Below are 25,162 nucleotides of genomic sequence, written 5' to 3'. Positions count from 1 at the left end.
CCCGGAGGAGGCGGTGGCGCTGGAGGCGGCGCTGCGGGTGTATCCGCTGGGCGGCGGCCGATGACGGCCGCCGTCGTGCTGGTCCTGTACGCGCTGGTCGCGGTGGTCGCACTTCCCCGGGTGCTGGACCGGGGTGCCTGGGCCGAGCGCGCGCCCCGCCTGGCGATCGCCGTGTGGCTGGCCGCCTGCGCCTCCGTGGTCGCCTCCCCGCTGTTCGCGGCGCTCGCCGCCGCGATCCCGGCCGACGTGGTCGGGCACGGCCTGGCCGAGGTCTTCGCGATGTGCGCGGACATGCTCTCCGGCGCGGACGTGCTGTCCTCTCCCGGTGCGCGCGCCGCCCTGCTCGCTGCCGCGCTGGTCGTGGGCAGGGTCGCCTACTGCGGGACGGCCATCGTGGTCGGCGCCCGCCGGGCGAGGCGCCGGCACGCCGAGATGCTCACCCTGCTGGGCCGCCATGACGGCACGCTGGGCGCGGTGGTGCTCGAACACGACGAGGCCGCGGCCTACTGCCTGCCGGGCCGTGACGGCCGGGCGGTGATCACGACCGCGGCGCTGCGTTCTCTGGCCCCCGAGCAGGTGGCCGCGGTGCTGGCTCACGAGCGGGCGCACCTGCGCGGGCGTCACCACCTCGTCCTGGCCGCCGCCGAGACCTTCGCGCGTGCCTTTCCCGGTCCGCCGCTGTTCACCCGGGCCCGGGGCGAGATCGCGCGGCTGGTCGAGCTGCTGGCCGACGACGTCGCGGCCCGCCGCCACCCGCGCGTGCACATCGCCGCCGCGCTGGTGCGCCTGGCCACCGGGCGGGCGCCCGCGTTCACCCTGGGGGCGGGCGGGGAGACCGCCCTCACCCGGGTCCGGCGCATGCTCAGCCCGGCGGTCCCGCTCGGGCGCCGCGAGCGCCTGATCGGGCTGGCCGCGGTGGCCCTCCTGCTCGCCGGTCCCGCGGCCGTGGCCGCGATCCCCGGGGTGAGCTCGTTCCTGGCCCACCACTGCCACAACATCTCGATCTTCTAGCGGGCCGGCCCGGAGACAGCGCGCCGGCTCCCGGGGTTGCCCCCGGACGACGACAGCGCCAGGCCCGTGCCCGGCAAAGCTACCGGCAGCGACGACAACTCGAAGATCGGTAAGTGCGATCGGAGCAGTCGGCGCGGACATCCTCACACCGGCCTTCGGGCATCGGCTCCGAACGGATCTCCAGGACTCCACCGCCCTCACCCCGCCGGCCCGGACGGTGGAGGGTAGGCCCGCCCGCCATCTCGTTCACCGGCGCAGCAGTCGACGGCTCACCAGGGCGCATACCGCGACGAGGGCGGCGGCGAGGCCGAGCAACGCGATCCTGTCGGCGACGTACCGGGTGGCGACGCCCAGGCCGAGGATGGGGACGGCCAGGCCGACGTACCCGGCGAGGAACAGCCCGGCCAGCGCCTCCCCGCGCCGGTCGGGCGAGGCCAGTCCCACGACGGTGGAGACCGTCCCCTTGAAGAGCACCCCCGCGCCCGCGCCCGCGGCGACCCCACCGGCCAGGAACAACGCCAGGCTGGGCAGCCAGACGGCGGCGCTGACGGCGGCGAGGCCCGCGCTCATCAGGATCAGGCCCGCGGCCAGCTGCCGGCGCACGGTGACCCTGCGGAGCAGTGCCTGCGCGCCCGCCGCCGCGCCGAACACCAGGAAGGTCACCAGGCCGGCCAGGGCGCGTGACGGGTGGTGCATGGTGCCCGCGACGAAGCTCGGCGCCAGCGAGGTGAACAGGCCGAGAACGGCGAAGGCGGCGAGCGCGGCGACCGCCGAGGCGAAGAACGCCGGGCGGTGCTCGGCGGGCACCGAGACCCGCTGGGGCCGGTAGGCGGGACGCTCCCCGGCGAGCTCCACGGTCTCGGGGACCAACGCGACTCCGGCGGCGCCGACCACGAGCAGGACCAGGAACACCAGGTACGGCGTGCGCAGCGGATCGTCCACGTACTGGGCGAGCAGGCCGGAGACGAGCGAGCCGACGGCGAACCCGCCCATGTTCGCGGCGGCGGCCACGAGGTCCGCGCGGTCGCGCCCGCCGCCGGGACGCGCCGTGGCGTGCAGTTCCGCGAGGTGGGCGGTGGCCGTCGCGGTGATCATGCCGATGCCGAGGCCGGAGACGGCCCTGGCGACGATGACCACGCCCAGGGAGTTCGAGGTCAGGAACACCACGGCCGCGACCACCTCGACGAGCATCGCGGGCAGCAGGATCCGGCGGCGGCCGAGCCGGTCGGAGACGTGCCCGGCGAGGAAGAGGCTGACGATGACGCCCAGCGCGTAGGCGGCGAAGGCGACGGTGACCATGAACGTCGAGAAGCCCTCTTCACGCTGGTAGATGGCCCACAGCGGGGTGGGGACGGTACAGAACGCCGTCGCGGTCACGAACGCGAACGCGATCACCCAGAACCCGGCTCCGTGGCCGAGGACGCCCGGCCGGACGGCGCGAGCGCGTGGAAGTACGGTCTGCACGGACATACCTGCCCCCGATCAGCGAGTCTTTCAACGTTCAACAGAGTGCGCCCGGGGCAACGATCGTGTCCAACGATGGTTATTGATGGAGCCAATCACGGATTGAGATGATTGACGGCATGGAACTGCGTCATCTGGAGTACTTCCTGGCGGTCGCCGAGGAGCTGAACTTCACGCGCGCCGCGCAGCGGCTCCACGTCGTGCAGTCGGGCGTGTCGGCGGCCGTTCGCGCGCTGGAACGCGAACTCGGTGCCGAGCTGTTCGACCGCGACTCCAAGCGGGTGGCGCTCACCGACGCGGGCGCCGCCCTGCTGCCCGAGGCGCGGGCGACGCTCGCGGCGGCGCAGGCGGCGCGCGACGCGGTCGGCCAGGTCCGGGGCGGGCTGCGGGGCACGCTGAGCATGGGCACCATGACGTCGGTCGCGATCCTCGACATGCCCGGCCTGATCGGGCAGTTCCACGCCGAGCATCCCGCGGTCACCATCCGGTTGCACGTCGCGCCCAGCGGTTCGGCGGGGCTGGCGCAGTCGCTGCTGGAAGGACGGCTCGACATCGCCTTCCTGTCCCTGCCTGGCCGCCCTCCCGCCGGGCTCGGCATCCGGGAACTGGCGACGGTACCGATGGTCGCGGTGCTGCCGGCCGGTCACCGGCTCGCCGCGAAGGAGGAGGTGACGCTCGCGGCGCTGGCCGACGAGCCGTTCATCGACACGCCCGTCGGATACGGGAACCGGGCCGTCGTGGATCGCGAGCTGGCCGCCATCGGCCTGCGACGCCAGGTCGCCATCGACGTGACCGACATCGCCACCGTCGCGGCGTACGTGGGGCACGGGCTGGGAGTCGCGCTGCTGCCGACCTTCGCCGTGCCGTACGGCGACCCCAAGGTGCGCGTCCTGCCGGTGGCCGACAGGCTGATGAGCTGGTCGCTCAGCGTCGCCACCGCGGCGGCGCGACGCCCGAGCGCGGCGCTGAGCGCGCTGCTCACCATGGTGGACCGGCACGTGAACGTGAGCGAGGGGATGCCGATCGACCCACCCGGCTCACCCGGCTCACCTGGCTCACCCGGTCGGCCGCCGGGCACGCCGGGCGGTACGCCCTGGACCGCCACGGCCTCGACGACGGGTTCCGGACCCGGATGACCGCGCATACAGCCGGCTCGAAATCGTGGGGCCGAGCATGCGCATCGGCTCCCGGCCGGCGTTCGACCGGCTCGACCGGGTGCCGGGCGCCGGCACCGTGTGCGTGCCGCCCAGCGGTCCCTCACCCTCCGCCGGGCGGGCGGGCGCGACGCGACCCGGCACCGCCGGTCTTACCGGTGGAGGGAAGCGCCTCACAATACCGGATGGATTTCCACCACTCCTGCTTAATATGACTATTAGGGGTTTATGGTAAAAAGGCCAAAATAGGGTGAGGAGAATAGTGGAGCCGATGTCGCCGGGAACAGGGCCGTTGTCGCCGGGCTTCAACGGAATCGACCTCGACCTGATGAAAGGCTTCGTCACCGCGCTGGAACGCGGTCGCGACGTGATCGGCGAGCAGTCCGAGCGGATCCGGCAGCTGCTCGCAGCGGCCGAGGTGTCGACGGTGGGGCTGCGGCCGATCAAGGAGATCGGCGGCTGGGTCGGCGACGAACTCCCGGGACTGCGCAAACGCCTGCAGACGATCAGCCAGGACCTCCCCGTGCTGGGAGGAGCGCCCGGCCTCCCGGGGCAGGCCTCGGCGTGGACCGACGACCGCCTCCAGGACCCGGTCAGGTGGGGGCTGCTGCCCTACGACGAGAAGACGGGGAAGTCCCCGGCGGGCAACGCGCGGAAAGGCACCGAGCTCGCCTTCGCGTTCACCCGTCTTCCCTCCTCTCCCCTCGGCCTGCCCACCGCCGCCTACGACCGGATCCTCGGCAAGCTCGCCGACGGGCAGAAGGACCCCTATCTCACCGCCGGGTTCTTCCGGGTCCTCGGCCCCGAGGGCATGCTCGCCATGATCAACCGCCTGGAGAGGTACGACAGGAAAGCGGCCGACGAACACCGGAAGGTCATCGGCAACGCCCTGGCCACGGCGGTCGGCGGGCAGCCGGGCCTCCTCGGCTCGGCGTGGAAGGCGGGCAACCTCAAGAAGGCATCGGGGAGCGAGCTGGCGTCCCTGCTCCGGTACGGCATGTTCCCCACCGCGTGGCTCACCGAGATAGCGCGGGGCAGGGTGGGGAAGCCGGTCGGCGACGGCGACGGCACCCGCCCCCGGCGCTGGAAGACCGATCTCGTCCCGCTGCTGCCCGCCCTGGCGAACAACCCCGACGTGGCCCGGGGCCTGTTCAACGCCATGTCACGCGAAGACCTCAGAGACCTGTTCACCGAGCTCAACCGCGCGGAAACCCCAAAACTCGCCTTTCACCGGCCTCCGGGCATGGACTTCGACGTCAGCGCGGAGTTCGGCCGGATGCTCGCCGCCGGAGGCGGAGCCTACGAGGAGGGCCCGCACAGCCCCGAGGCCGCGAAGTTCGCCTTCAACACCATGATCATCATGGGAGACCTCAGAGACACCGACGGCACCGAGGACTCACCGGGCACCCCGATGCAGGTGGCGCCGGGAGCCAGGCCCTTCATGGCGACACTGGCCGGCGCCTACGCCACCGAGATCACCGAGGGTGCGAACATCGGCGACGCCAACATGACCGAAGCGAGCACGCTGAGGCCTTTCACCTCGGCCTTCGGCACGACGGCGGCGTTCACCCTGAGCCCGGGGGACACGCTCCGCTTCCTGAAGACCTTCGCCGACTCCGCCGGGAACCTCGCCCCGTTCGACCAGGGAATGGGCCGCTTCTCCCAGCGACTCATCGCCGACGCCTCGGCGGCGGCCCGGCGCACCGGGGACACCGACCACCTGGACCGGGTGTTCACCGCCCTGGGCAACGTGCGCGGCTTCGAACTGGCCGCCGTCGAGAAGGTCCAGGGCAACCTGGACATGCTCGACGAGCAGCAGAAGGACGTGGTGAAGTTCATCCGCGACGCCTCCATCGGGCTGGGGGGCACACTTTTCTCGCCGTCCCTGGCGGTGGGATTCGCCTGGCTGGCGCTGAGCACCTCCCTCTCCGCCGAGGACAACTTCGGCACAGAGGACGAGACTCGAATGGACCGGGTGAACAAGGGTGACAGGGCGGAGACCCTCAGCCGCCAGCACACCTACGCGCAACTGCTCATGGCCAACGGCTTCGCCCCGAAGGTGACACCCGCCGAGTTCCAGGCCGCCTGCCCGCCCGGCGTGGCCATCACCGACGCCAAGGGCAACCTCAAGCCGTTCTCCGAACTGATCAAGCAGGGCAACCGGGGGCTTGAGGCCTTCGAGAAGTGGACGGTCGCCAACGGGATGGGCAGCGATGACAAGCTTTCACTAGGAAGATTGTCCAACGACATGGCAGACCGGTTTGAAAGCCGCAACAAGCGAGGACGGGAACGAGGCCTGGCCTTCGACAGCTAACTTAGGAGATCGGCAGGCACTCCGTTTCTCCTCTGACCGCATACCGACCGTTACCCGGCGACTCCAAAATGATCACCGTCTTGTAATCGTCACTGGCAAGCCGGATGGGAGCGTTGCCACGGTCTTCGGCAATTCGATAGAAGGCGACACGAGAGAGCGCACCCAGCAGAAGATCATTGAGGTTGTCCCCTCCGCGACTCTCTGCTGGGTCCCTGCCAACGGCGGCGAAGGTCCGCTTGGCCCTGCCCTCACCACATGGAATATCACGCCCACCGGAATCAGTGATCCGGACATCCAAAGCATGGCGTTCCTTCATCAACTCGGTGATGTGCGATTTGAGAGTCTCGCCGGCCTCCGCCGCCGTAGGACCGCTGTCGGCACATCCGGACACCGCCAGCAACGCCACCGCGCAAACCATGACGCCACGCCGTACAGAACATGCCATGAATTCCTCCAGGGCTGGCCGATGTGCCATAGATTCAATAATGTCCAATGAATCTGCCCGATGTATCCGCATCCGAAGAGGGATGGATGAATCCTCATCCGGAGGACCTGGTGCCCAATCCGCGGCGTCAGGTGTTGGAACAGACATTGGCGGAGGTCACGGCACGGGTTGCCATCCTGGAGGCCGCGCTCGACCCCGCCCACAGTCAGTTCACCGGCCAGCCGGTGTGGGTGGGGCCGAAGGCCAGGATGTTCGCCGAAGACCTGAGCGCCCGCCGCGCCCGCCTGCGCCAGGCGGCCAGGGCGCTCGTCGACGCGCTCGAAGAGGAGATCCGGTCCATCCCGGCGAAGATTCCACCTTCCACCGCGCGGCATTGACCTGTCAGGCCGGGGGCCGACCCCACAGCGGCGATCGTTCGGCTCCTTCCCCGGGGAGCACCGGTGGGGCCACCAGCGTGCACCACACGATCTTCCCGCCGGACACCGGCCGGTAGTAACCCCAACCGTTCGCGAGCAGGTCGACGAGGCAGAGGCCGCGCCCGCCCTCGTCGTCCGGATCAGGGGTTCTGCGGACGGGCGGGGTGCGGCTGCCGTCCCAGACGCGCAGCACGACCGCCGCATCGGTCCGGTACAGGTCCATCCAGATGTGGTCCGGGCTCGCGTGAGCCGCCGTCTCCGTGGCGGCGGAGGACGAGGTGTGCGCCTTGACCGCGTTGGAGACCAGCTCGGAGACGAGGAGCTGGGCCGTCTCGACCAGGTCGTCCCGTCGCCAGCCTTCCAGCACGCGCCGGACGTGCACGCGGGCGTAGTAGGGCGAGGTCGGGAAGACGGAGAGTTCCAGGTAGTGCCTGCTGGTGGTGACACCGGTCATTTTCCCTCGATCCTGGTCGGCGCGTCGAGCGCAGGACCGGCACCGCTCGCAGCCGGGGGCGCTGCTCTCCCCCGCGGGGGCGGGGGCACGGTGCCGGTCCTACGGGAGGTACGGCCGGAGGCGCTGTGGGGACTGCCGCCGGTCGTACCGCTGGGCCGGACGGGCACCCGACAGGGGGGACCGCGTCGGGAGGGAAGATCGTCCGCCCGGCCGTCTGGAGAAATCACACGCTTTGCCTTCCAGGAACGAACTTGCCTGGAAGGATGACTCTCAGAGCATGCACCGTTACGGTAAGTGAACGCAAGGGCTACATTCGTTGTTCCTACATAGTCCAGAGAGGTGCCGAAGATGTGGGGAGAGCAGGGAATGAGTGGAAATGCACCCACGCCGTCGAGCAGGCGTCAACCTCCCACAGTGCGCCTACGCCGCCTGGCATTCGAACTGCGCCGCCTCCGCCAAGCCGCCGGGTTGTCCCAGGAGGATGTCGCTGAAAAGACCAACGTCAACATCGTCACGCTCTACCGAATCGAGACCGCCAAAGCCAAACCGCAACTCCGGACGCTCATGGCCCTACTCGACGTCTACGGCGTCACCGGCGACCACCGCGCCGACCTGGTGACGTTGCAGAAGGAAGCCAAACAGCGCGGCTGGCTGCACGGCTTCGAAGCAGAGCTTCCCGGCCCGTACAGCGCCTACATCGGCCTGGAAGCAGAGGCCCGGCAGGCCATCAACTACGAGTCTTTGTTCATCCCCGGCCTGCTTCAGACGGAGAACTACACACGAGCGATGTTTCGCGGTGTACGACCGACCATCACCGACGACGAAGTCGAGACACGTATCAACGCCCGAACGCAGCGAAAGGCACTCCTGGAGGGCGACACACCCCTCCGCCTGTGGGCGATCCTGGATCAGGCCGCGCTGTCACGGACGGTCGGCAGCGATGTGATCATGCGCGACCAGCTTGCCCATCTCATCCAGCAGGCCCAGCGCCCGCACATCACCCTCCAGGTCATCCCGTTCTCCGCCGGAGCCCATCCCGGCATGCCAGGCAGCTTCATCGTCCTGAAGTTCGGCACGGACAACCCCGACGTGATTCACATTGACAGCATGGCCGGTGGCCTGTTTCTTGAAGAAGGGGCGGATATCCAGCGGTATAACCACATTTGCGAGCATCTTCGCGCGATAGCGCTCAGCCCCACCGAAACGACCACACTACTCGCGTCCTTGCGCGAAGATCGCTAATGGAAGGAAGCAGGATGCAGCAGCCCGACCTCTCCGGTGCGCGCTGGCGTAAGAGCAGCCTCAGCGCTGACGGCCCGAGCTGCGTCGAGGTGGCCTTCGTCAACGAGGCCGTCGCCGTCCGCGACACCAAGGACCGCGAAGGCGGCACGCTCGTGTTCCGCCGCGACGAGTGGGCCGCTTTCATCGGCGGCATCAAGAACGGCGGCTTCGACGACCTCTCCTGAGCGACGGAACCCACCCACCGACGACAAGGCCGTTTTCCGGGAGGCACGCCTTCGCATCACAAGAGACGCGCGCTTCCCGGGAAACGGCTTCGGTGATGGTGCCTCCGCCAATCGGGTAGAAGACCAGCCGGGCAGGCGACCGGCCGGCCGACGACGGGAGCGGAGGGGATCATGACGAGAACAGGTGTGAACCATCCGATCTTCGCGCGGTTCTACGCCTGCATCAGCCAGGCACTGGAACGCGGGGGCCTGGCCGAGCGCCGCGAGGCGCTGCTGGCCGGGCTCTCCGGGAAAGTGATCGAGGTGGGCGCCGGCAACGGGCTGACCTTCGCCCACTACCCCCCGACCGTCGCCCGGGTGCTCGCGGTCGAACCGGAGCCGCGCCTGCGCCGGCTCGCGCAGGAGAACGCCCGCAGGGCCCTCGTCCCCGTCGAGGTCGTCGGCGGGCTCGCCGACCGGCTGCCGGCGGAGGACGCGAGCTTCGACGCCGCGGTGGTGTCGCTGGTCCTGTGCTCGCTCCCCGACCAGGCGTCGGCGTTGCGGGAGCTGCGCCGGGTGCTCAGGCCCGGAGGGGAGCTGCGCTTCCTCGAACACGTCCGGGCCGACTCACCCGGGATGATCCGCCTCCAGCGCCTGCTGGACGCCACGGTGTGGCCGCGCCTGTTCGGCGGCTGCCACACCGCCCGCGACACCGTGACGGCGATCGGGCAGGCCGGATTCACCATCGAGCGGCTGGAACGCTTCCTGCTCCCCGAGATCCGCACCCCGCTCTCGTTCCTCATCCTCGGCACCGCCCGCCGATGATCCGGCCGTTGACGCCCGGGGTCCCGGTGACAATGACGGAATTCACAACGGATATGCAGGTCGGAGCCCCTGTCAGGGCCCCCGGAACGGCCTGGGAGATGAACCGCCGACCTGCGTTTCCGTTGTTTCCTGCGCCGTTGCCACCGGGACCCCCGCATGGAGGACGGCGATTTCCAGAGCGTCAGGATTGGGTGGGCTTTACGTAGGTCACCCGGACGTTCAGGTAGGTCGACCCGCCATAGTCGTGCCCACGGATGGCGAGCAGATTGCAACAGTCCAGATAGCCGGCCGGAACGACAACGTCGATCGCGCCGGTTTTGCAGTGGCCGCTCTTCGCGGTCTGCACGAGATGCCCGTTCAGGTAAACCTGCGCGTCGTTGTCCACCGTGCCCTGAATACGGACCTGTTGAGCGTCCCGTGGGATGTGGAACCAGTGGCGCACCAGAATGTCGGTGTTCACGGCCCACGGCGTCTTCACGTTGGTGGGGTTGTTGAAGGAGCAGCCGGTCGCGGTGCCGAAGCCGCTCTGGCCCGTCTGCCAGGTGCTGTCGTCAAAGCCCCGCTCGTAGAACAGGGGCACGTCGGCTGCGGACGGGACCTGCAAGTATGTCCAGCCCGTGCTGTTGTAGTCGAGCGCGGTGACGACAAGCTGGCGTGTGTCCTCCACCCCGGAGGCGAACGCGGGCGTGGAGACGGAAAGGGCCGTAGCCGCCATTACCGAACTTGCCGCGAGACCCGCGATCAGGCAACGCAATGATTTCATGGACATAGGTGATCTCCTTATTTTTCGGCTGAAAACTCCTGTATCCGCCGGACGTCGTATGCATGCCGGGGCCAGGCCCGCACACTGTTCACCCGGTGGATTCGAGGGAATGGAACCACACCCGACCCGCCCGGAGCGGATCCGCCGCAGCGACATCCAGCAGTCCTTGCAGAGATATTGCTTCACCCGATCCCGGTCTCCGTTCGGGCTGCGGCACCGATTTCTTTGGTTTCCGGCGGCACGCTCATGTTCACGGCCGGGGGGATCCGGTCCGCCCGCGCACCGCGCCGCTCGACTCCGTCGTCCACGGCATCGACGAGCTCACCGTCCTGATCGAACGTCGGCTCGAACGCGTGCGGTATCAGCCCGAGCTATCGGTTGGGTTTGTCGCCGGGATCGGACTTTCGCGGTCGGTGACGTCGATGCGGGCCGACTGGGCGGAGTGGGAGATGGCGGCGAAGGCGCCGTCGCGGCGGTGGGCTTCCTCGATGTCCTGTTGGGCGCGGACCAGTTCGTCGCGCGTGTCGTCTGCGACTCTAGGTGGTTTCCTGCCGGCAGGAAGCGCCGGTGAGCATGTTGCCAGTGGCGGCGGTGATGACCGAGTCGAGCCGGTCCCGGGCGTGCGTGAGATCGGTGATGCGCTGGTCGACATGCTCGCGCTCCGCCGTCAACCGCTTGAGCAGGGCGGGAGTGGCGCGGCCGTCGATGACGCACGGCATGAGCTCGACGATCGTCCTGCTGGACAGCCCGGCGGCGTACAGCTGCCGGATCAGCTGGACCCGGTCGACCGCGCTCTCGGGGTAGTGGCGCTGACCGCCGGGGGTGCGCTCGGCGCTGAGCAGATTCTGCTCCTCGTAGTAGCGCAGGGCCCGGACACTGACGCCGGTCCGGGCGGCGAGTTCTCCGATGCGCATCTCGTCTCCCGTGTGACATCCGTCACGCGACTTGCCTCTGACGTCAACGTCAGGTTTTAGCGTAACCGACGTGCGCCTCACCGGGGACTTTCTCCCGGTTCGTCTCCTGACGCACAAGGGCTGGAACGAGAGGGGCGCGCGAAACGCATCCTCCACCTCAAGACAGCCCGCCCCCACCACACGCACCACGCCCGGAAGAAGCACACGCATGATCACGTACAAGACGACCGGCCTCACCGGCCCCGCGTCCACCCCGACCGTGTCGGTCAAACCGGTCGTACTGCCCGCACCGCGGCGCGGCGAGGACCTGCACGTACGCGTCTCCGCACCGGTCACCGGCACCGATCTGCCGATCGTGCTGTTCGCGCACGGATTCGGCTCGAACCTGGACGGCTACGCACCGCTGGTCGACCACTGGGCCTCCCACGGCTTCGTGGTGATCCAGGCCACTCACCTCGACTCCAGGCGTCTCACCGTCGCCGCGGACGATCCCCGCAAGCCCCACATGTGGCGCTACCGCGTGCAGGACATGAAGCGGATCCTCGACGAACTCGACACCCTGGAGGCGTCCGTGCCCGGCCTGGCCGCCCGGGTGGACCACAGTCGCATCGTCGCAGCCGGGCACTCCTTCGGCGGCCAGACCGCAGGCATTCTCGTGGGTCTGCGCGTCATGGACCCGAAGACCGGAACCGCGCAGGACATGTCCGACCCCCGGGTCATGGCCAGCATCCAGCTGGCCACAGCCGGCAAGGGCGGCGACGAACTGACCCCCTTCGCCCACGAGAACGCTCCCTGGCTGCGCGACCAGGACTTCTCCCATATCACCGCACCCGGACTCGTCGTCGCCGGCGACAAGGACGAACTCCCGCTCTCCACCCGGGGACCGTCCTGGATGACCGACCCGTACACCCTCAGCCGCGGTGACAAGAGCCTGCTGACGGTCTACGGCGGCCAGCACTCCCTCGGCGGCATCTCCGGCTACGAGGCGGCAGAGACCACCGACGAAAATCCCGGCCGCGTCGCCCTCGTCCAGCAGGTTACCCTCGCCTACCTGCGCCACGTCACCGGCACCGACCACACCGACTGGGAAACGGCGCAGGCCGCCCTCGCCGGTGATTCCCACCCGCTGGGACGACTGGAATCGAAGTAACCGCCTGCGCCGAACCCGGCTTCCACCCCCACCCACGAAGCAGAAGCCGGACTCGGCGCCAAGTGGCGGGCAGGCAGCAGCAGTATCATCGCGCCGGCCTGGGCCGGAGGTTCCAGGGCGGTGCCGGCCCCGCGGTCTCGGCCTTGTGCGATGAGGTTACGCAGGTCCTTGGGCGGGCAACTGCCGCCCAGTGAGCCGAAAGACTCGCTCAAGTTGCATCGCAGCGGCCCACTTCTTCTTTCAAGCAATCCACAAGTCGGTTCCCTAACCTTGTTGATGCATAGCAAGCACCGACTGCTGCCGGCAGCGTTCACCAAAGGCGGATACCGCGACGCCAGGTTCACGCAAATAGCCTCGGCGTTCGCTCTGCCCGAAAAACCAGTTGATCTGGAGGGATCTTCATGAGGATCAAGCGTGTGATTTTCGCGGCGGCGTTGGCCGCCGGTGCGCTCGCCCTCGGCTCGGCTCCTGCTCATGCTATTCCCCCTCCCCCGGTGGGTGGCGCCAACCTCACCGTCATCAGCTACTACGACGGGCAGCAGCTTGTCGGGCAGAGCTGGTCCGGGTGCGGTCAGCCTCCCGGCCAGTGGGGGACGCTGGTGGGCTCGTTCAAGGTCTCCTTCGTAGCCTGCTGAGCGAAGGGGTGAGTGCCTGACCTCTCCCGTCTCGACGCGAGAACGGCGGCCTTTTGCGTGCGGCGCAACGGGCTTGGAGCGGCGGGGACTCTTGCGGCGATCGCGCCGGGAGGCTACGAGTCCCGCGTGGCTCGGGTGGTGAGCGAACCGCGCGAGTAAACCCTCGGGGTGAACTACGACGGCTCCGGGGCAGCAGGAGGTTGACGAGCATCCGCACGAGAAGTCACGCCAGGGAGGCCACAACCGTGAACTGGCGTGACTTTTCGTGTGCGATGGCGTGAATGACCAGGCCGGCACCCATGCCGCAGACCTCGCGTCGGCCACGGCCGGGTCCACGTTTGTGGCACGTGAGACCGCTCTATGATTTGTTCCTACTCAAGGGGAAATAGCACAAATTGCCACAACGAACCCGGCTTTGACCGTTTTCAGATCGCGGCCAGGCTCGCGGTGACGTCCGCCGCCGGCGCGTTCCGTGCCCGGTTCCAGGAGGTCCCGGCCCACAGGTGCAGCGTCTCTGCGTCCCCTCGCGCCGCTGCGGCGCGCCGCAGCGGCGCCGTCAGGTGGTGGACCTGCGGATAGGCCGCAGGCGCCCGGCCGGAGTACTCCGCCATGAACCGGTTGACCAGGCCGCGCGCCGGACGTCCGGTGAAGGCCCTGGTCACGGCGGTGCGGGTGAAGCGGGGATCGGTCAGCGCCGCGCGGTGGGCCACGCCGGTGCCGCTCTCCGGACAGAGCAGGAAAGCGGTGCCCGCCACGGCCGCGACCGCTCCCGCGGACAGGACCCGGGAGACGTCGGCGGCCGAGGCGACACCGCCGGCCGCGATGAGGGGAAGCCGTGACACCTCCCGTACCCGGGACAGCAGGCGCCCCAGGTCCATTGCCTCGGCGTCCGCGTTGGCGAACGACCCTCGATGGCCACCCGCCTCCTCCCCCTGGACGCACAGCGCGTCGGCCGCGGAAGCCAGCCGCGCCTCGGCCGCCGACGTCACCGTGACCACCACAGCGGTCCCCTTGCGGCGGAACGCCCGGATCAGCCCGTCCTCCGGGCAACCGAACGTGAACCCCACCACCGCGGGCGGATCCGCCAGCAGATCCGCGACCTTGGCCGCGAAATCGTCATCTCCCCCGCGCGGGACTCCCAACGTCACGCCCAGCCGCTGCGCCTCCCCCTCGATGACCCGCGCATAGGCGTCGATCTCAGCCTGATCGACCTCGTCGGCCGTAGGCATGAACACGTTCACCCCGAACGGACGGGACGTGAGCTCACGCGTCCGCTCGATCTCCTGCCGCATCTGCGCGGCCGTCTTGTAGCCGGCCGCGAGAAACCCCAGACCGCCGGCTTCGGACACGGCGGCGGCCAGTTCGGGGGTGGACGCCCCACCGGCCATCGGAGCCTGCACGACCGGCAGCCCGAACGGCCACGGCGCCAGATCAGACATCGGTATCTCCTCCTCCGGCGCCCGATGGCCGTACCGCAAACGCCACGGCGGTGAACGACCGGACGGCCACCCCCGCCCGGGCACACCGCGGGCGATCTCCGTCAGGATCTGGAAGCCTACGCCACCGGCCGGCGCCGCCCCGCACGGGCGCTACGGGCGGCCGGTCGTGACGGTCAGCCCGCGGATCTCGTATCCGCCGATCTCGTCCTTGAAGGTGACGCGCGGCGTCGTCGCCATCCGGACGCCCTCCATCGCGAAGAGCCGGCTGAGGAAGACGTCGGTTTCGAGAATCGCGATGCCCGCCCCGGGGCACCGGTGAGGACCGTCGCCGAAGGACAGCGCCGCCGTGCCGGTTCCCCCCTCGATGTCACGACCGGGGCGCACCGAGAGCGGGTCGGAACCCACCGCCCGCGGGTCCGTGTTCGCCGCGTCGACGAACACGTCGATCAGCGTGCCCGCGGGCACCGTGACCGGCCCGTCGGCACCGGTGAGTTCGAGCGCGGTCATGGTACGCCGCCGCAGCCGCGCCACCACGGGTTCGAGCCGCAGGATCTCATGGAGGACGGCGAGGCGCCCGGGTTCGTCCGCCGTACGGTACCGCTCCCGCAGCGCGTCATCGGTGAACAGGTGCCACGCCGCGACGCAGATGAACTCACGCGTGGTGATCATGCCTGCGGCGGCGAACGTCAGGCATTCACCGAGGATCTCGGCGGCCGAACACCCTTCGGCGAGCAGATGCGAGATGAGGTCGTCGCGGGGTTCCCGGCGGTGGGCGCGGATCGCCGGACGTACGTCGGCGAGGTAGATACGGAGCCAGTTGGTGTTCTGCCGCACCAGCCAGTAGATCCCGTGCGGACTCGTCAGTCCGGGCTTGCCGAACTTCTCCGGGAAGAAGCGTTCCAGCCGGCGCCGGATCCCCGGCCTGCTCTCGGTGAGGCCGATGACCGCGCTCGCCACCCCGATGGCCATGCCGAAGCTCAGCTCGGACAGCTGCGCCTCACCCGCCGTTCGCAGCCTCGCGAGCTGGTTGTCGGCGATTTCCGCCATCAGGTCGCGGTACCGCTCGTTCACCCGGCGGGGCGTGAAGTATCGCGCGGTCTGCCGCCGGTGCTCGCGGTGCTCGGGCCCGTCGCGGTAGAGGACGGGACGGCGGATCCTGGCGGGCAGTTTCTCCACGGTCTCGATCCCCAGTCCGGCCTGGACGGTGCCGTCGCTGCGCAGCACGGCGCGGGCCTGCTCGTAGCCGCGGATCTGCCAGGTGCCGTCACCCGCACGGCTGATCGGACAGGTGTCGGGGGTGCTTTCACGCTCGATCTTGCGGGCGTCGTCGCCGTTCACGCCGGGATATCTCCTTGTCCTCGGAGCCGGATATCTCGTGGTGCGGCAACGCGACCTGCCGGCACCGTCTTTCCTGCCTGCGCCGTCATCCGAGGAGAACTCACGGATGGCGATCACGAGTGGGTGCGCGGTCACCGCTGCCGTCCCCGGATCGATGCCGAAGGACCCCGAGAGACTTCCCGGGGTCCTGCCGATCGGTTCGGGAGTCCAAGGTCCTCACAGGGTGTTTCAGGACGGTCTACGATCCGGATCCGTGGCACCGGGCCGCGCCATGGCCCCCGAAGGGGCGGCGTGTCAAGCTCCGGTACACCATCTCGGTGAGCGTCACGATGTCGAAGACGGGCACGCCGATCCGCGCCTGAATCGCGTGCGCGAAGGGCACCAGGTCAGTGCATTCGATGACGAGTGCCCCCATATCTGGATTGTCCAGTGCCAGCTGCTCGGCCCGGCCCAGCACCTCGCGCTCCAGGCGGTCGGCGTCGAGCTCGTCGCGCCGTCCCTCAAGCATGACCTCGCGGAACTCCGGCTGCTCCTCCATGCCGGCGATGCAGACCGGGACGTCCGCGCCGCCGATCGCCGCAAGATGGCGCCGGGTGAGGGCGGGCTCCCTGGCGACCAGCAGCCCGACCTTCTGGTCCGAGCGGATCATACGGTGGACCATGGGCAGCTGGATCAGGCTTGAGGCGTAGAGCGGCACCGTGACCGCATCGGCCAGCTGCCGCTGGAAGATGACGAGGAAACCGCAGGCGCCGGTGATCGCCGCGACACCCTCCGCTTCGAGCTCCCGGGCCGCGCGGATGAACGGATCGAGCAGGCGCGGATCGGCCTGGCTCACCACGCGCTCCGCCGTCGCGCCCTCCACCACCTTGTAGGCGACGGGGAAGTCGAAGGTGGTCCGGTTACGGATATGCCCTGGAATCTTGGTGAACGAGGTGTCGAGGCAGAGGACGCCGATCACGACGTCGCTCTTCGCCTCCGCTCCGCTTGCCATGGTCATCCTCTCCCGCCGGGTTTTCCCGTCGTCTCTCGACCGCGACTCGCCCCACGACCGCTGCCCATCCCACGACCGTGGCTCACCGCACAACCGCGGCCCGTCCCACGGCCGCGGCTCACCCCACGACCGCTGCCCGCGCCTGCCGCGGTCCCGCGCCTCACCGCCGGAGCCGGCGCGGCGCCCACCCGCCGTGGCGGCCGACGCGGAACGGCGCGGGATCCATGTCGGGTCGCTCACCGGCGATGATCTGGGCGATCAGCTTGCCGCCGGCCGGGGCGAGGCCCATGCCGATATGGCCGTGGCCGCACGCGACGGAAAGGTTGCGGTAGGGCTCCGCGCGTCCCACGAGAGGGATGCCGTCCGGCGTGCAGGGGCGGAAACCGCTCCAGGTCTCGACGGTCTCGGTGCTCTCCATCCTCGGGAGATAGGCCCGGACGGTCCGCAGGATGCCGTCCACGCGCCGGCGGGAAATCGTGCCGTCCAGGCCCGACAGCTCCAGGGTTCCGCCGAAACGGAGGCGGTCGCCGAGCGGCGTGAGCGCGACCTTCCCCTCCCCCAGCAGGACCGGCCGCCGCGGCGCGTTGCGCGGCGCCTTGACGGTGACGCTGTAGCCCTTGGCGGGCTGGAGCATGAACCCGACGCCCAGCTTGCGGGCGCACTCCGCCGACCAGGTGCCGGCGGCGATGACTATCTCGCGGGGGTGGAAATCCCCCCGTGTCGTCCTCACCCGGCTGACCTCGCGCCCCGCGGTCTCGAAGCCGACGACCTCGGTCTGCGCGTGGATCTCGACCCCCATGCCTTCGAGCACCCGGGCGAACTCGAGGACGAAGTCGGGAACCTTCAGGTAGGCGCCCTCCTCGTTGTACAGGGCGCCGTGGACGTCGAACTCGGCGTCCGGTTCGAGGTCGCGCAGTTCCCCCGGGTCGAGGGCACGCAGCGGTACGCCGTTCGCGACCGCTTCGGGCACGGACCGGCAGGCCTTCTCGAATCCCTGCGGCGTCCTGAACGCGAGCACCATGCCCTGGGCCGTGAAGGTGGAGGCGAGGTCGTCCGACGCGCAGAGCTCGCGCAGGATCTCAAGGCTCCGTTTCTTCATGTCGACCAGCACGCGGAACCCGGCCTTCGCGTCCCGGTCGTTGCAGGCGCGGCGGAAGTGCCAGAGCCAGCGCAGCAGTCCGGGATCCCAGCGCGGCTTGATGTAGAAGGGACTTTCCGGGTTCAGCAGCCAGCGCAGCCCCTGGGCCGGCACGCCGGGCTCGGCGAGCGGGGTCGCGCCCTGCGTGCCGACGAAGCCGGTGTTCCCGTAGGAGCAGGACGCCGGGCCGCCGACCGCCCCGCGTTCCACCACGGTCACGCTGCCGCCGCGGCGGCGCAGATGGTAGGCGCAGAACAGGCCGACGATGCCGCCGCCGATGACGAGGACGTCAGGATCGTGCCGCGTGGGCGCAGTGTCGGGAGGGGGCATCGTCGGCATGGGTTCTCCGCTACAGGCTCACGATGAAGAAATTCGTCGGAAGGTTGATCACGACCCGCTCGTAGATCTCGGCCATGAGCGCGATGCCGGGCTCGGCGAAGGTGCCCGGGGGCGGCTCGGCGAAACGGATCACCGAGCGTCCCGCGTCGAACAGCATCGCGCCGTGCCCGAAGTCACCGACGATGGCGGTCCCGGGGTCGACCAGGCGCGTCCGCACGATGAAGACGCCGTTCTGTTCGAGGTCGTCCATCAGGCGGCCGTCCCCCATGAACCTGTAGTAGTCGACGGGGTTGATGATGAGACCGTCGGCCGTGCCGCCCATCTGCTCCGCCTCGTTGCACGCCGCGAGGATCGTCGAGCCGAACGGCCCCTTCGACGTCATGCGGGCGATCCCCGGGATGTTCAGCAGCCCGCCCTCGCCCCGGATGATCGTGTGGTTCTCGGCCGTGCCGAGGCGGACGATCAGCCGGTAGTTGATGAAGGACTCGAAGGTCTCGGGGTCGTCCCACAGGTCCGGCGGGACCTGGACCCACGCGGTGGTGGGAAGGAGCTCCGGGATCGGCGACCTGTGGAAGCGGCTCGCCGCCTCACGCCGCATGTCGGCGCCGTTCACCTCGGGATCGCCCGGCCGCGGCGGGCTCTCGTGCCAGTAGTACCGCCTCGGGTCCCTGGAGAGGTCGACGACCTTGAGCATGTTGCGCGCCGGATAGCGCGGCTTCCGGCGCGAGCTCGTCAACGAGTCGGTGATCGTCACGTCGTACTCGACGGAGGCGTCGAGTCCCTTGGCGGCGCAGGCCTCGACGAACATCCGGCCCGGCGACATCTCCTTCTTCCGCTGGGCGACGACGTCCGCCATCGTCCGCTTCATGCCATCTATCCGCTGCATGGCTCCTCGCTCGTGAGTTCGACGTTACGGCGTGACGCTGTCCCGCTTGCGGGCGACGAAGATTCCCCAGCCGAACTCCCCGTCGTCGATGGCGGTCTGGATCTCCGCGCAGGACGTGGAGAAGGCCAGCATCCAGTCGCGGGCCGCGGGGTCCGAGGTCGTCTCGGCGCGTTCCCGCGCCGTCTTCCCCAGCACCTGGTAGGTCTGCCTGATGTGGCTTTCGAGGTTGCGGGCGAGGATGATCTCGAACCCGGCCCGTTCCAGTGCCGACTGGTATCCGACGAGCGAGTAGCCGCCGTTCCACCTCACCCGGTCGTAGACGTGCCTGCGGGCGCGCTCGCCGATCTCCTTCTTGGGCTGGAGGAAGTCGGAGAAGGCGAAGACGCCCCCGGGTTCGAGGACGCGATGGATCTCCGCGTGGCTGCGCGGCTTGTCCGGCACGAGGCAGAGGGCGTCCTGGCTGACGACGTGGCTGAAGGTGCCGGGCCCGTAGGGCATCCGCGTCGCCGAACCGTGGCGGAACTCGATGTCGAGCCGGCCGCTCCGGTTCTCCTCGGCGAGTTTCTCCCGGGCGAACTTGATGCGCTCGTTGCTCAGGTCGAGCCCCTCGCCGCGGCAGCCGAACCGCTTGGCGAGATAGATCAGGAAGTTGCCGCAGCCGCAGCCCACGTCGAGCACCCGGGACGAGTCGCCGATCTTCGCTTCCGCCGCCAGGATGTCGGACGTGCGCTCGGCGGCCGCGAGGTAGTCGTCGTCGGCTTCGCCCGTGAAGTAGCCGGTGTGCAGGACGCCGTCACCGTCCCAGAAACTCAGGTACGTCTGGAGGGTCTGGTCGAAGAAGTCTCCGACGTCTCTCTCGGTGTAGGCGTGGCCGGTCGTCGGCATCGCAGCTTCCTTCCTTGTCTCTCGGGGATCCTCCGTCGGGGATCGCCGCGGTTGTCACGTGTAGGTGTCCTTGCGCGCGGCCGTGAGGTGCGGCGGTTCCGGCCCCATCACGCCGGCGCCGCCGTCGATCAGGTGAACCCCGCCGGTGACGAAGGAGGCCCGTTCGCTTGCGAGAAAGGCCGCGACGGCGGCGAACTCGTCCGGGCGGGCGATGCGGCCCACGGCGCTGTGCCCGCCCATGGCGTTCAGCTGGGCTTCGGGGTCTCCGCCCCCGGCCAGCTTCACGGCCGCCCGCTCCACCAGGGGGGTACGGGTCGTGCCGGGCGCCAGCACGTTGACGGTGATGCCGTCACGGCCGAGTTCCGCGGCGAGGGACTGGGCGAAACGCACGATGGCGGCGCGCGTCACGCCGGAGAGCGCCAGCTGGGGGACGGGGACGCTCGCCGTCTCCGAGGCCACGAAGAGCAGCCGGCCCCATCGCGCGGCCCTGAGGTGCGGCAGCGCCGCGAGGGCCAGATCCACCGCCGGGAGGAGCACCCCGTCGACGGCCGCCCGGTACTCCGCCGGCTCGAACTGCGAGGCCGTGCCGGTCGGCGGGCTGCCGCCGCTGACGAGGACGACATGGAGCGCACCGAAGTCGGCGGCGACCTCGTCGACCCAGCGGCGCGTCGCCGCCCGGTCGGTGATGTCGACGCTCGTGGTGTGGACGCGGCCGCGCGCCACCTCCTTGAGGCCGCGTTCGGCCGTCGCGAGCCGTTCCGGGTCGCGCGCGCCGATCGCGACATGCGCGCCCTCCGCGGCCAGTTCCCTGGCGGCGGCCAGGCCGAGGCCGCTCGAGCCGCCGGCGACGAGCGCCACCTTGTTCCTGAGCCCCAGATCCAACCGTTCTCTCCTTGCCGCCCGGGTTCTACTGATCTTTGGTCGACGGCACCGCGGCTCGGGTCCGCCGCGAACCGGTGCGGAGCGTGCCGCCGGGCCGGTAGCCGTAGCGCCGGAAGAGCGGCCAGGACAGCGTCACCGCCGCCAGCCTGGCGGGCACCGGAAGAGCCGTCCTCCAGGAGTCGTCCCGGTCCCGGATGGTGGTGACGCCGGTGGCGAAGCGATCCGGATTCCCGGTGACCGTGTGGTTGGTGTGGAGCTCGACCGTCCGGCCCCGCATCGGGTTCGCGGCGGGGTCGGCGCCGCAGAGCCGCATCAGCCTGTCGATCGTGCCGGCCGGGTCGGCGATGAACTCCTCGTAGCGCAGGAAGAGCGAGCGCTCCGGATAGCGCCGGACGATGGCCTGCGAGGCCAGGTTGAAGCCGTGCCAGTAGGCCGTGCTCGTCCTGGACGGCATGACGTAGCAGTAGTCCTTGGGCCGGCTCCACGACTGGGCGACCGCCCGGGGGTCGCGCACGAGATGGACGTAGTAGGGCGTCACCCCTTCCAGACGCGGCAGCAGGGCCGCCTCGCCCGGGATCTTCGTCGTGTCCACGATCACGCGCGCGCCCATCCGCGCGGCGATGGCGTGGTAGGTCCGCGTCATCAGGGCGGCGTGCTCGCGGATCTCGTCGCAGTGCAGCCCCCGGTCGAGCACGCGCCAGGTGTGCCGCGTCCGGACGCAGGCCAGCTGGCGGCGTATGACGGCGTCGGCGTGCTCCTCCGCCGAGACCCCGGCGGGCCGGCCGATCGGGAGGATCTCCGACCAGACGGGGCACCGGGTCAGCGCCTCGCCGCAGCCGCACAGGTTGTTCGCGCCCTTGCCCGCGGCGTTCTTCCACAGGAAGTGCAGCTCCCCGACGTGGAAGAACCCCGGGATCTCGTTGAGGACGTTGCCGATGATGGTGCTGCCGCTGCGGCACCAGCCGGTGATGCAGAGGATCTTGAGCGGCGATGCGTCGTCCATGGCGTGCTCCCAACTCAACTCACGGTCGCCGACTGCGCGTCCGGCTGGCGGACGCAGAGCGCCACGGCCACGGCCGCCGCCGCGCAGGCGGCGCCGGCGACGAACACTGCGGGGTAGCCGAGACCGGCCGCGACCGCTCCGATCAACGGCCCCCAGATGCTCAGGCCCAGATCCCAGAAGGAGGTGTAGGCGCCGATCGCGGCTCCCTGCTGCGCGCCGTCGGTGCGGTCCATCACCATCAGGGCGAGCGACGGGTGCAGCAGTGAGAACCCGACCCCCATGATCAGGCTGCCGACCAGGGCGACCGGGAGGTTCGGCGCCAGGGCGATGATCAGAAGGCCGGCGGCCTCGCCGAGGCCGGACCAGGTGACCACCCGGCGCGGCCCGAGCCGATCCGGCAGGTGGCCGATGAGCAGCCGCGTGCCGCCGTAGACGGCGCTGAAGCCGCTGAGCACGACGACGCCCGAGTCGATGCCGCGGGTCTGCAGGTGGAGGACGACGAAGGCGGCGAGGCCGGCGTATCCGGCGGAGGCGAGCGCGAGCGCCGCCCCCGGCAGCAGCGCCGGGCGTACGAGCAGGCCGTGCCCGCCGCTCGGCTGCCCGGCGCGCGGGAGCACGGGGGCCACGCTGATCAGTACGAGACCGGCGAGCGCGGCGGCGACGCTGAAGCCCCACACCGCGCCGTAGCCGAAGGGCAGCAGCGTCGCGCCCAGGAAGGTCCCCACCGAGATCCCGCCCCACATGCTGACGCCGTAGAGCCCGATCAGCTGTCCGCGGCGGTTGTGCGGCGCGAGCGACACGGTCCACACCGCGCCCGCGGTGAAGAGCGACGCCTCGCCGACGCCGAGCAGCAGGCGGAGGGCGACGAGGCCGGTCAGGCCGAGCGGCAGGAAGTAGAGCGCGCCGCCGGCGGCGACGATCAGCGCGCCCGTCTGCATGATGAGGCGGTGCCCGTACCGGTCCGCCAGGTGGCCGGAGACGGGCCGGACGAGCAACGCCGTGAGCGCCGTCGCCATGACCACCAGGCCGACGGCGAAGTCGGTGGCGCCGTAGCTTTCCCGGACGAAGCCCGGCAGTACCGGGATCGCCGCGGTGAGGCCCACGTAACCGCAGAAGAGCCCCCCGAAGATCCCGACGAGGGCGCGGCGTGGGATCGCGCTCTTCCCCGCGGGTGCGCTCATCGCTGCTGCCTGACCCGGACGGTGTCGGCGGCCTCCGCGGCCGGCGCCGGGCCGTGCAGGAGGCCGGCGCCCCGGCCGCCGAGCGCGTACCTGCGGTCGTTGCCGGAAGCGACCTGCGGCGGCTCCGGCGGGCTCCGGCGCGGTCCGGCGGCGCCCGCCACCTTGCGGACCGCCGTGATCAGATGGTCGCAGTCCTCCGTCGAAAGGCTGGAGGACAGGGGGATGTCGACCGCCTGCTCCAGGTACCGCGTGGTGTCCGGGAGCAGCGCCTTGATCTCCGTGACGTCCTCGGTGGCGAACATGAACCGCCAGTTCCAGAAGACCCGCACGTTCTCGTCCTCGTCGGAGCCGAGGTTGCGCGCGTCGATGCCCTCGCAGCAGAGCGCGCGGGCGAACCATTTCGCGTCCCCGCCCGGGACGCGGAAGATGAACGCCTCACCGAGGTAGGCGCCGGGTGCCACCGGCTGCCGGATCGCGATCCCGGTGAGGTCCGAGAGCGCCGCGGCCACGTAGGCGTAGTTGCTCCGGAAGCGTTCCAGGCGGATCGGGAGCCGCTCCATCTCGGCACGGAGCAGGGCCGCGCGGATCTCGTCCATGCGGAAGCTGAGCAGCGGCAGGTCGAGGTCGGTGGCGATCGGCGGGTCCCCGTCCGGGAAGTGCCGGCGGAAGCGCCCCTCGTAGGCGCCGGAGAGCACGACGGCGCGGGCGAACAGCACGCTGTCGTCCGTGACCAGGAAACCGCCTTCGCCACAGTTGAGCGACTTGTCCGACTGGGTGCTGAAGGCGCCCGCGAGGCCGAAGGTCCCGAGCTTGCGGCCGTTCAGCTCGGCGCCGAGGGCGGGGACGGCGTCCTCGAACACCGGGACGCCCATCTCGGCGGCGAAGCGCGTCAACGCCTCCATGTCGGCGGCGAAGCCGCGCATGTGGACCACCAGGATCGCCTTGATCTCGGGCGTCCAGCGGCGGCGGAGATCCTCCAGGTCCAGGTGCAGGTTCTCGTCCACCTCCACCAGGAGGGGCGTGCATCCGGCGAGCACGATGGCGCTGGGCGTGGCGACGAAGGTGAAGCCGGGACAGGCGATCAGGGAGCCCGGCGGGATCCCGGCCGCCATGATGGCGAGCGCGAGCGCGGTGGTGCCGCTCGACACCGCCAGCGCGTGCCTGCTTCCGAAGTAGCGGCACAGTTCCTCCTCGAACTTGCCGCACTCGGTCTCCTGCTGGGCCCGGTAGTCGTAGCGGAAATAGAGATGGCTGCGGATGGCGCGCAACGCCGCCTCCTCGTCCTCGGGGTGGACGAAGACGGCCCCCTTGTCGTAGGTCGGCCAAGGCGTGCGCCGGACGGGGCTGCCGCCGTGGACGGCAAGCCTCACGTCGTCGGCGTCCTCGGTTCCCCGCGACAGTTGTTCCGGCGCCAGACCCTCCTTCTTGTTGCTCACCGTTGAGCTCCTTGTTGCCGGCGTTACTGGCTGGTGGTTTTTCTCGTCGACGGCACTCGCGCGGGCGTGGTCACCGCCGCGGCGACGGCGGGACACGGCGGGCGGATCCATACGGCGGGCAGATCCACGACAACACGGCACCTCCCTGTCCGCGCCCGTTCTGCGAGCGCGCCGGAAACGGCGCGATAATCGTCCGGGAAGTTGCGGAAGGTCAACTGTCCCGGAGTGCCCATTCCATGGGGCTGGAGGGCTTTCTGATCATGCTGGGAGCCAATGAAAATCTCCTGCATGCTCTCTGAGCGCTACAGGGGTGTCAATAGGGTGAAATGGCAGGAAGATGCCAGCGATCGGCCGCCGCCACAACCTGCCCGCCACTACCTGCGCCTTTCCGATTGCCGAGCACATCGCGCGACCGACCAATCCGGCATAGGTGCGGCGGCCGTCAATGTTCCCCCCGGGCTAATGGAATTTCCCTGGTTTTCAGGTGGGTTTAGCGCGCTTTATGAGTTTCCCCGGCCGGGCGGTTGGCTCCGGGCCGCGGAGGCGGGACCTGCCCTTCCGGACGCCCGCGGCCGTCCCGCCGCCGGTGGAGCGACCAGTCAGCCCCGCGTGGCTCCGCCTGCGCGGGGACGGCGGCCCGGCCCCGCGGACGCG

General features: G+C 70.0%; 24 protein-coding genes. 9 read left to right on the top strand and 15 right to left on the bottom strand.

The genetic code is table 11. The features are described from left to right. Positions 1 to 60 precede the first annotated feature (60 nt). Positions 61 to 1,011, top strand: coding sequence for a M56 family metallopeptidase (locus tag ABD841_RS34510; protein WP_344980572.1), 951 nt, complete (start codon positions 61 to 63; stop codon positions 1,009 to 1,011). A gap of 246 nt (positions 1,012 to 1,257) precedes the next feature. On the opposite strand, the gene ABD841_RS34505 is transcribed toward ABD841_RS34510, so the two are convergent. Beyond that, a complete protein-coding gene (locus ABD841_RS34505) occupies positions 1,258 to 2,475 on the bottom strand; it encodes an MFS transporter (protein WP_344980570.1) in 1,218 nt (405 codons plus the stop codon). Between the two features lie 119 nt (positions 2,476 to 2,594). Here ABD841_RS34505 and ABD841_RS34500 point away from each other — a divergent pair, with 119 nt between their 5' ends. Then, positions 2,595 to 3,611: a LysR family transcriptional regulator gene (locus ABD841_RS34500; protein WP_344980568.1), complete on the top strand. Its 1,017-nt coding sequence runs from the start codon at positions 2,595 to 2,597 to the stop codon at positions 3,609 to 3,611. A 289-nt stretch (positions 3,612 to 3,900) separates the two neighbouring features. Then, positions 3,901 to 5,943 carry a hypothetical protein gene (locus ABD841_RS34495; protein WP_344980566.1) on the top strand — a complete coding sequence of 681 codons (2,043 nt, stop codon included), beginning with the start codon at positions 3,901 to 3,903 and terminating at the stop codon, positions 5,941 to 5,943. Position 5,944: 1 nt separating this feature from the next. Here ABD841_RS34495 and ABD841_RS34490 read toward each other — a convergent pair whose 3' ends face one another. Then, a complete protein-coding gene (locus ABD841_RS34490) occupies positions 5,945 to 6,349 on the bottom strand; it encodes a hypothetical protein (RefSeq protein WP_344980564.1) in 405 nt (134 codons plus the stop codon). Between the two features lie 86 nt (positions 6,350 to 6,435). Between ABD841_RS34490 and ABD841_RS34485 the strand changes: the two genes are divergently transcribed. Then, a complete protein-coding gene (locus tag ABD841_RS34485) occupies positions 6,436 to 6,765 on the top strand; it encodes a hypothetical protein (protein WP_344980562.1) in 330 nt (109 codons plus the stop codon). A 4-nt stretch (positions 6,766 to 6,769) separates the two neighbouring features. Here ABD841_RS34485 and ABD841_RS34480 read toward each other — a convergent pair whose 3' ends face one another. Next, positions 6,770 to 7,258 carry an ATP-binding protein gene (locus ABD841_RS34480; protein ID WP_344980560.1) on the bottom strand — a complete coding sequence of 163 codons (489 nt, stop codon included), beginning with the start codon at positions 7,256 to 7,258 and terminating at the stop codon, positions 6,770 to 6,772. Between the two features lie 414 nt (positions 7,259 to 7,672). Here ABD841_RS34480 and ABD841_RS34475 point away from each other — a divergent pair, with 414 nt between their 5' ends. The 3 genes from ABD841_RS34475 to ABD841_RS34465 all read left to right on the top strand — a co-directional run bounded on the left by ABD841_RS34475 (position 7,673) and on the right by ABD841_RS34465 (position 9,528). Then, positions 7,673 to 8,500 (top strand): helix-turn-helix domain-containing protein, encoded by an 828-nt coding sequence (locus ABD841_RS34475; RefSeq protein WP_344980558.1) that lies wholly within the window; start codon positions 7,673 to 7,675, stop codon positions 8,498 to 8,500. A gap of 14 nt (positions 8,501 to 8,514) precedes the next feature. Then, positions 8,515 to 8,724, top strand: coding sequence for a DUF397 domain-containing protein (locus ABD841_RS34470; protein WP_344980556.1), 210 nt, complete (start codon positions 8,515 to 8,517; stop codon positions 8,722 to 8,724). Between the two features lie 171 nt (positions 8,725 to 8,895). Further along, positions 8,896 to 9,528 (top strand): class I SAM-dependent methyltransferase, encoded by a 633-nt coding sequence (locus ABD841_RS34465; protein ID WP_344980554.1) that lies wholly within the window; start codon positions 8,896 to 8,898, stop codon positions 9,526 to 9,528. Positions 9,529 to 9,709: 181 nt separating this feature from the next. On the opposite strand, the gene ABD841_RS34460 is transcribed toward ABD841_RS34465, so the two are convergent. Continuing rightward, positions 9,710 to 10,297 carry a hypothetical protein gene (locus tag ABD841_RS34460; RefSeq protein WP_344980552.1) on the bottom strand — a complete coding sequence of 196 codons (588 nt, stop codon included), beginning with the start codon at positions 10,295 to 10,297 and terminating at the stop codon, positions 9,710 to 9,712. Positions 10,298 to 10,827: 530 nt separating this feature from the next. Then, positions 10,828 to 11,205, bottom strand: a complete 378-nt coding sequence (locus ABD841_RS34455) for a MerR family transcriptional regulator (protein ID WP_344980550.1) — start codon at positions 11,203 to 11,205, stop codon at positions 10,828 to 10,830. Between the two features lie 208 nt (positions 11,206 to 11,413). Here ABD841_RS34455 and ABD841_RS34450 point away from each other — a divergent pair, with 208 nt between their 5' ends. Beyond that, positions 11,414 to 12,355, top strand: coding sequence for an alpha/beta hydrolase family protein (locus ABD841_RS34450; RefSeq protein ID WP_344980548.1), 942 nt, complete (start codon positions 11,414 to 11,416; stop codon positions 12,353 to 12,355). Positions 12,356 to 12,756: 401 nt separating this feature from the next. Continuing rightward, the gene (locus tag ABD841_RS34445) at positions 12,757 to 12,990 is read left to right on the top strand and encodes a hypothetical protein (RefSeq protein ID WP_344980546.1); all 234 of its coding nucleotides are present in this window, start codon (positions 12,757 to 12,759) and stop codon (positions 12,988 to 12,990) included. Between the two features lie 425 nt (positions 12,991 to 13,415). On the opposite strand, the gene ABD841_RS34440 is transcribed toward ABD841_RS34445, so the two are convergent. The 10 genes from ABD841_RS34440 to ABD841_RS34395 all read right to left on the bottom strand — a co-directional run bounded on the left by ABD841_RS34440 (position 13,416) and on the right by ABD841_RS34395 (position 24,508). Beyond that, a complete protein-coding gene (locus tag ABD841_RS34440; RefSeq protein ID WP_344980544.1) occupies positions 13,416 to 14,429 on the bottom strand; it encodes a nitronate monooxygenase in 1,014 nt (337 codons plus the stop codon). Positions 14,430 to 14,579: 150 nt separating this feature from the next. Next, positions 14,580 to 15,767, bottom strand: coding sequence for a cytochrome P450 (locus tag ABD841_RS34435; protein ID WP_344980542.1), 1,188 nt, complete (start codon positions 15,765 to 15,767; stop codon positions 14,580 to 14,582). 238 nt (positions 15,768 to 16,005) lie between these two features. After that, positions 16,006 to 16,758, bottom strand: a complete 753-nt coding sequence (locus tag ABD841_RS34430) for an aspartate/glutamate racemase family protein (protein ID WP_344980540.1) — start codon at positions 16,756 to 16,758, stop codon at positions 16,006 to 16,008. Between the two features lie 160 nt (positions 16,759 to 16,918). Further along, the gene (locus ABD841_RS34425) at positions 16,919 to 18,235 is read right to left on the bottom strand and encodes an NAD(P)/FAD-dependent oxidoreductase (protein WP_344980538.1); all 1,317 of its coding nucleotides are present in this window, start codon (positions 18,233 to 18,235) and stop codon (positions 16,919 to 16,921) included. 10 nt (positions 18,236 to 18,245) lie between these two features. Continuing rightward, complete coding sequence (locus tag ABD841_RS34420; RefSeq protein WP_344980535.1) at positions 18,246 to 19,121, bottom strand: family 3 encapsulin nanocompartment shell protein; 876 nt, start codon at positions 19,119 to 19,121, stop codon at positions 18,246 to 18,248. A 24-nt stretch (positions 19,122 to 19,145) separates the two neighbouring features. Beyond that, positions 19,146 to 20,006 carry a methyltransferase domain-containing protein gene (locus tag ABD841_RS34415; protein ID WP_344980533.1) on the bottom strand — a complete coding sequence of 287 codons (861 nt, stop codon included), beginning with the start codon at positions 20,004 to 20,006 and terminating at the stop codon, positions 19,146 to 19,148. A 54-nt stretch (positions 20,007 to 20,060) separates the two neighbouring features. Continuing rightward, positions 20,061 to 20,888 (bottom strand): SDR family NAD(P)-dependent oxidoreductase, encoded by an 828-nt coding sequence (locus ABD841_RS34410; RefSeq protein WP_344980531.1) that lies wholly within the window; start codon positions 20,886 to 20,888, stop codon positions 20,061 to 20,063. Between the two features lie 25 nt (positions 20,889 to 20,913). Next, complete coding sequence (locus ABD841_RS34405; RefSeq protein ID WP_344980529.1) at positions 20,914 to 21,891, bottom strand: sulfotransferase; 978 nt, start codon at positions 21,889 to 21,891, stop codon at positions 20,914 to 20,916. 14 nt (positions 21,892 to 21,905) lie between these two features. Continuing rightward, positions 21,906 to 23,072, bottom strand: a complete 1,167-nt coding sequence (locus ABD841_RS34400) for an MFS transporter (protein ID WP_344980526.1) — start codon at positions 23,070 to 23,072, stop codon at positions 21,906 to 21,908. Further along, positions 23,069 to 24,508, bottom strand: a complete 1,440-nt coding sequence (locus ABD841_RS34395; protein WP_344980524.1) for a DegT/DnrJ/EryC1/StrS family aminotransferase — start codon at positions 24,506 to 24,508, stop codon at positions 23,069 to 23,071. Before ABD841_RS34395 ends, ABD841_RS34400 begins: the two co-directional genes overlap by 4 nt. Between the last annotated feature and the right edge of the window lie 654 nt (positions 24,509 to 25,162).

This window comes from Streptosporangium fragile (assembly GCF_039534445.1).
Lineage (GTDB): Bacteria > Actinomycetota > Actinomycetes > Streptosporangiales > Streptosporangiaceae > Streptosporangium > Streptosporangium fragile.
Note: the sequence above shows the minus strand (reverse complement) of the source record. Positions and strands in the feature narration are given on the sequence as shown.

What these genes read in the sequence shown, in the direction of transcription:
- ABD841_RS34510 (WP_344980572.1), top strand. Translation starts at nt 61, where the DNA reads ATGACGGCCGCCGTCGTGCTGGTCCTGTACGCGCTGGTCGCGGTGGTC.
- ABD841_RS34500 (WP_344980568.1), top strand. Translation starts at nt 2,595, where the DNA reads ATGGAACTGCGTCATCTGGAGTACTTCCTGGCGGTCGCCGAGGAGCTG.
- ABD841_RS34495 (WP_344980566.1), top strand. Translation starts at nt 3,901, where the DNA reads ATGTCGCCGGGAACAGGGCCGTTGTCGCCGGGCTTCAACGGAATCGAC.
- ABD841_RS34485 (WP_344980562.1), top strand. Translation starts at nt 6,436, where the DNA reads ATGAATCTGCCCGATGTATCCGCATCCGAAGAGGGATGGATGAATCCT.
- ABD841_RS34480 (WP_344980560.1), bottom strand. Translation starts at nt 7,258, where the DNA reads ATGACCGGTGTCACCACCAGCAGGCACTACCTGGAACTCTCCGTCTTC.
- ABD841_RS34470 (WP_344980556.1), top strand. Translation starts at nt 8,515, where the DNA reads ATGCAGCAGCCCGACCTCTCCGGTGCGCGCTGGCGTAAGAGCAGCCTC.
- ABD841_RS34465 (WP_344980554.1), top strand. Translation starts at nt 8,896, where the DNA reads ATGACGAGAACAGGTGTGAACCATCCGATCTTCGCGCGGTTCTACGCC.
- ABD841_RS34460 (WP_344980552.1), bottom strand. Translation starts at nt 10,297, where the DNA reads ATGTCCATGAAATCATTGCGTTGCCTGATCGCGGGTCTCGCGGCAAGT.
- ABD841_RS34455 (WP_344980550.1), bottom strand. Translation starts at nt 11,205, where the DNA reads ATGCGCATCGGAGAACTCGCCGCCCGGACCGGCGTCAGTGTCCGGGCC.
- ABD841_RS34450 (WP_344980548.1), top strand. Translation starts at nt 11,414, where the DNA reads ATGATCACGTACAAGACGACCGGCCTCACCGGCCCCGCGTCCACCCCG.
- ABD841_RS34445 (WP_344980546.1), top strand. Translation starts at nt 12,757, where the DNA reads ATGAGGATCAAGCGTGTGATTTTCGCGGCGGCGTTGGCCGCCGGTGCG.
- ABD841_RS34440 (WP_344980544.1), bottom strand. Translation starts at nt 14,429, where the DNA reads ATGTCTGATCTGGCGCCGTGGCCGTTCGGGCTGCCGGTCGTGCAGGCT.
- ABD841_RS34430 (WP_344980540.1), bottom strand. Translation starts at nt 16,758, where the DNA reads ATGGCAAGCGGAGCGGAGGCGAAGAGCGACGTCGTGATCGGCGTCCTC.
- ABD841_RS34425 (WP_344980538.1), bottom strand. Translation starts at nt 18,235, where the DNA reads ATGCCGACGATGCCCCCTCCCGACACTGCGCCCACGCGGCACGATCCT.
- ABD841_RS34420 (WP_344980535.1), bottom strand. Translation starts at nt 19,121, where the DNA reads ATGCAGCGGATAGATGGCATGAAGCGGACGATGGCGGACGTCGTCGCC.
- ABD841_RS34415 (WP_344980533.1), bottom strand. Translation starts at nt 20,006, where the DNA reads ATGCCGACGACCGGCCACGCCTACACCGAGAGAGACGTCGGAGACTTC.
- ABD841_RS34405 (WP_344980529.1), bottom strand. Translation starts at nt 21,891, where the DNA reads ATGGACGACGCATCGCCGCTCAAGATCCTCTGCATCACCGGCTGGTGC.
- ABD841_RS34400 (WP_344980526.1), bottom strand. Translation starts at nt 23,072, where the DNA reads ATGAGCGCACCCGCGGGGAAGAGCGCGATCCCACGCCGCGCCCTCGTC.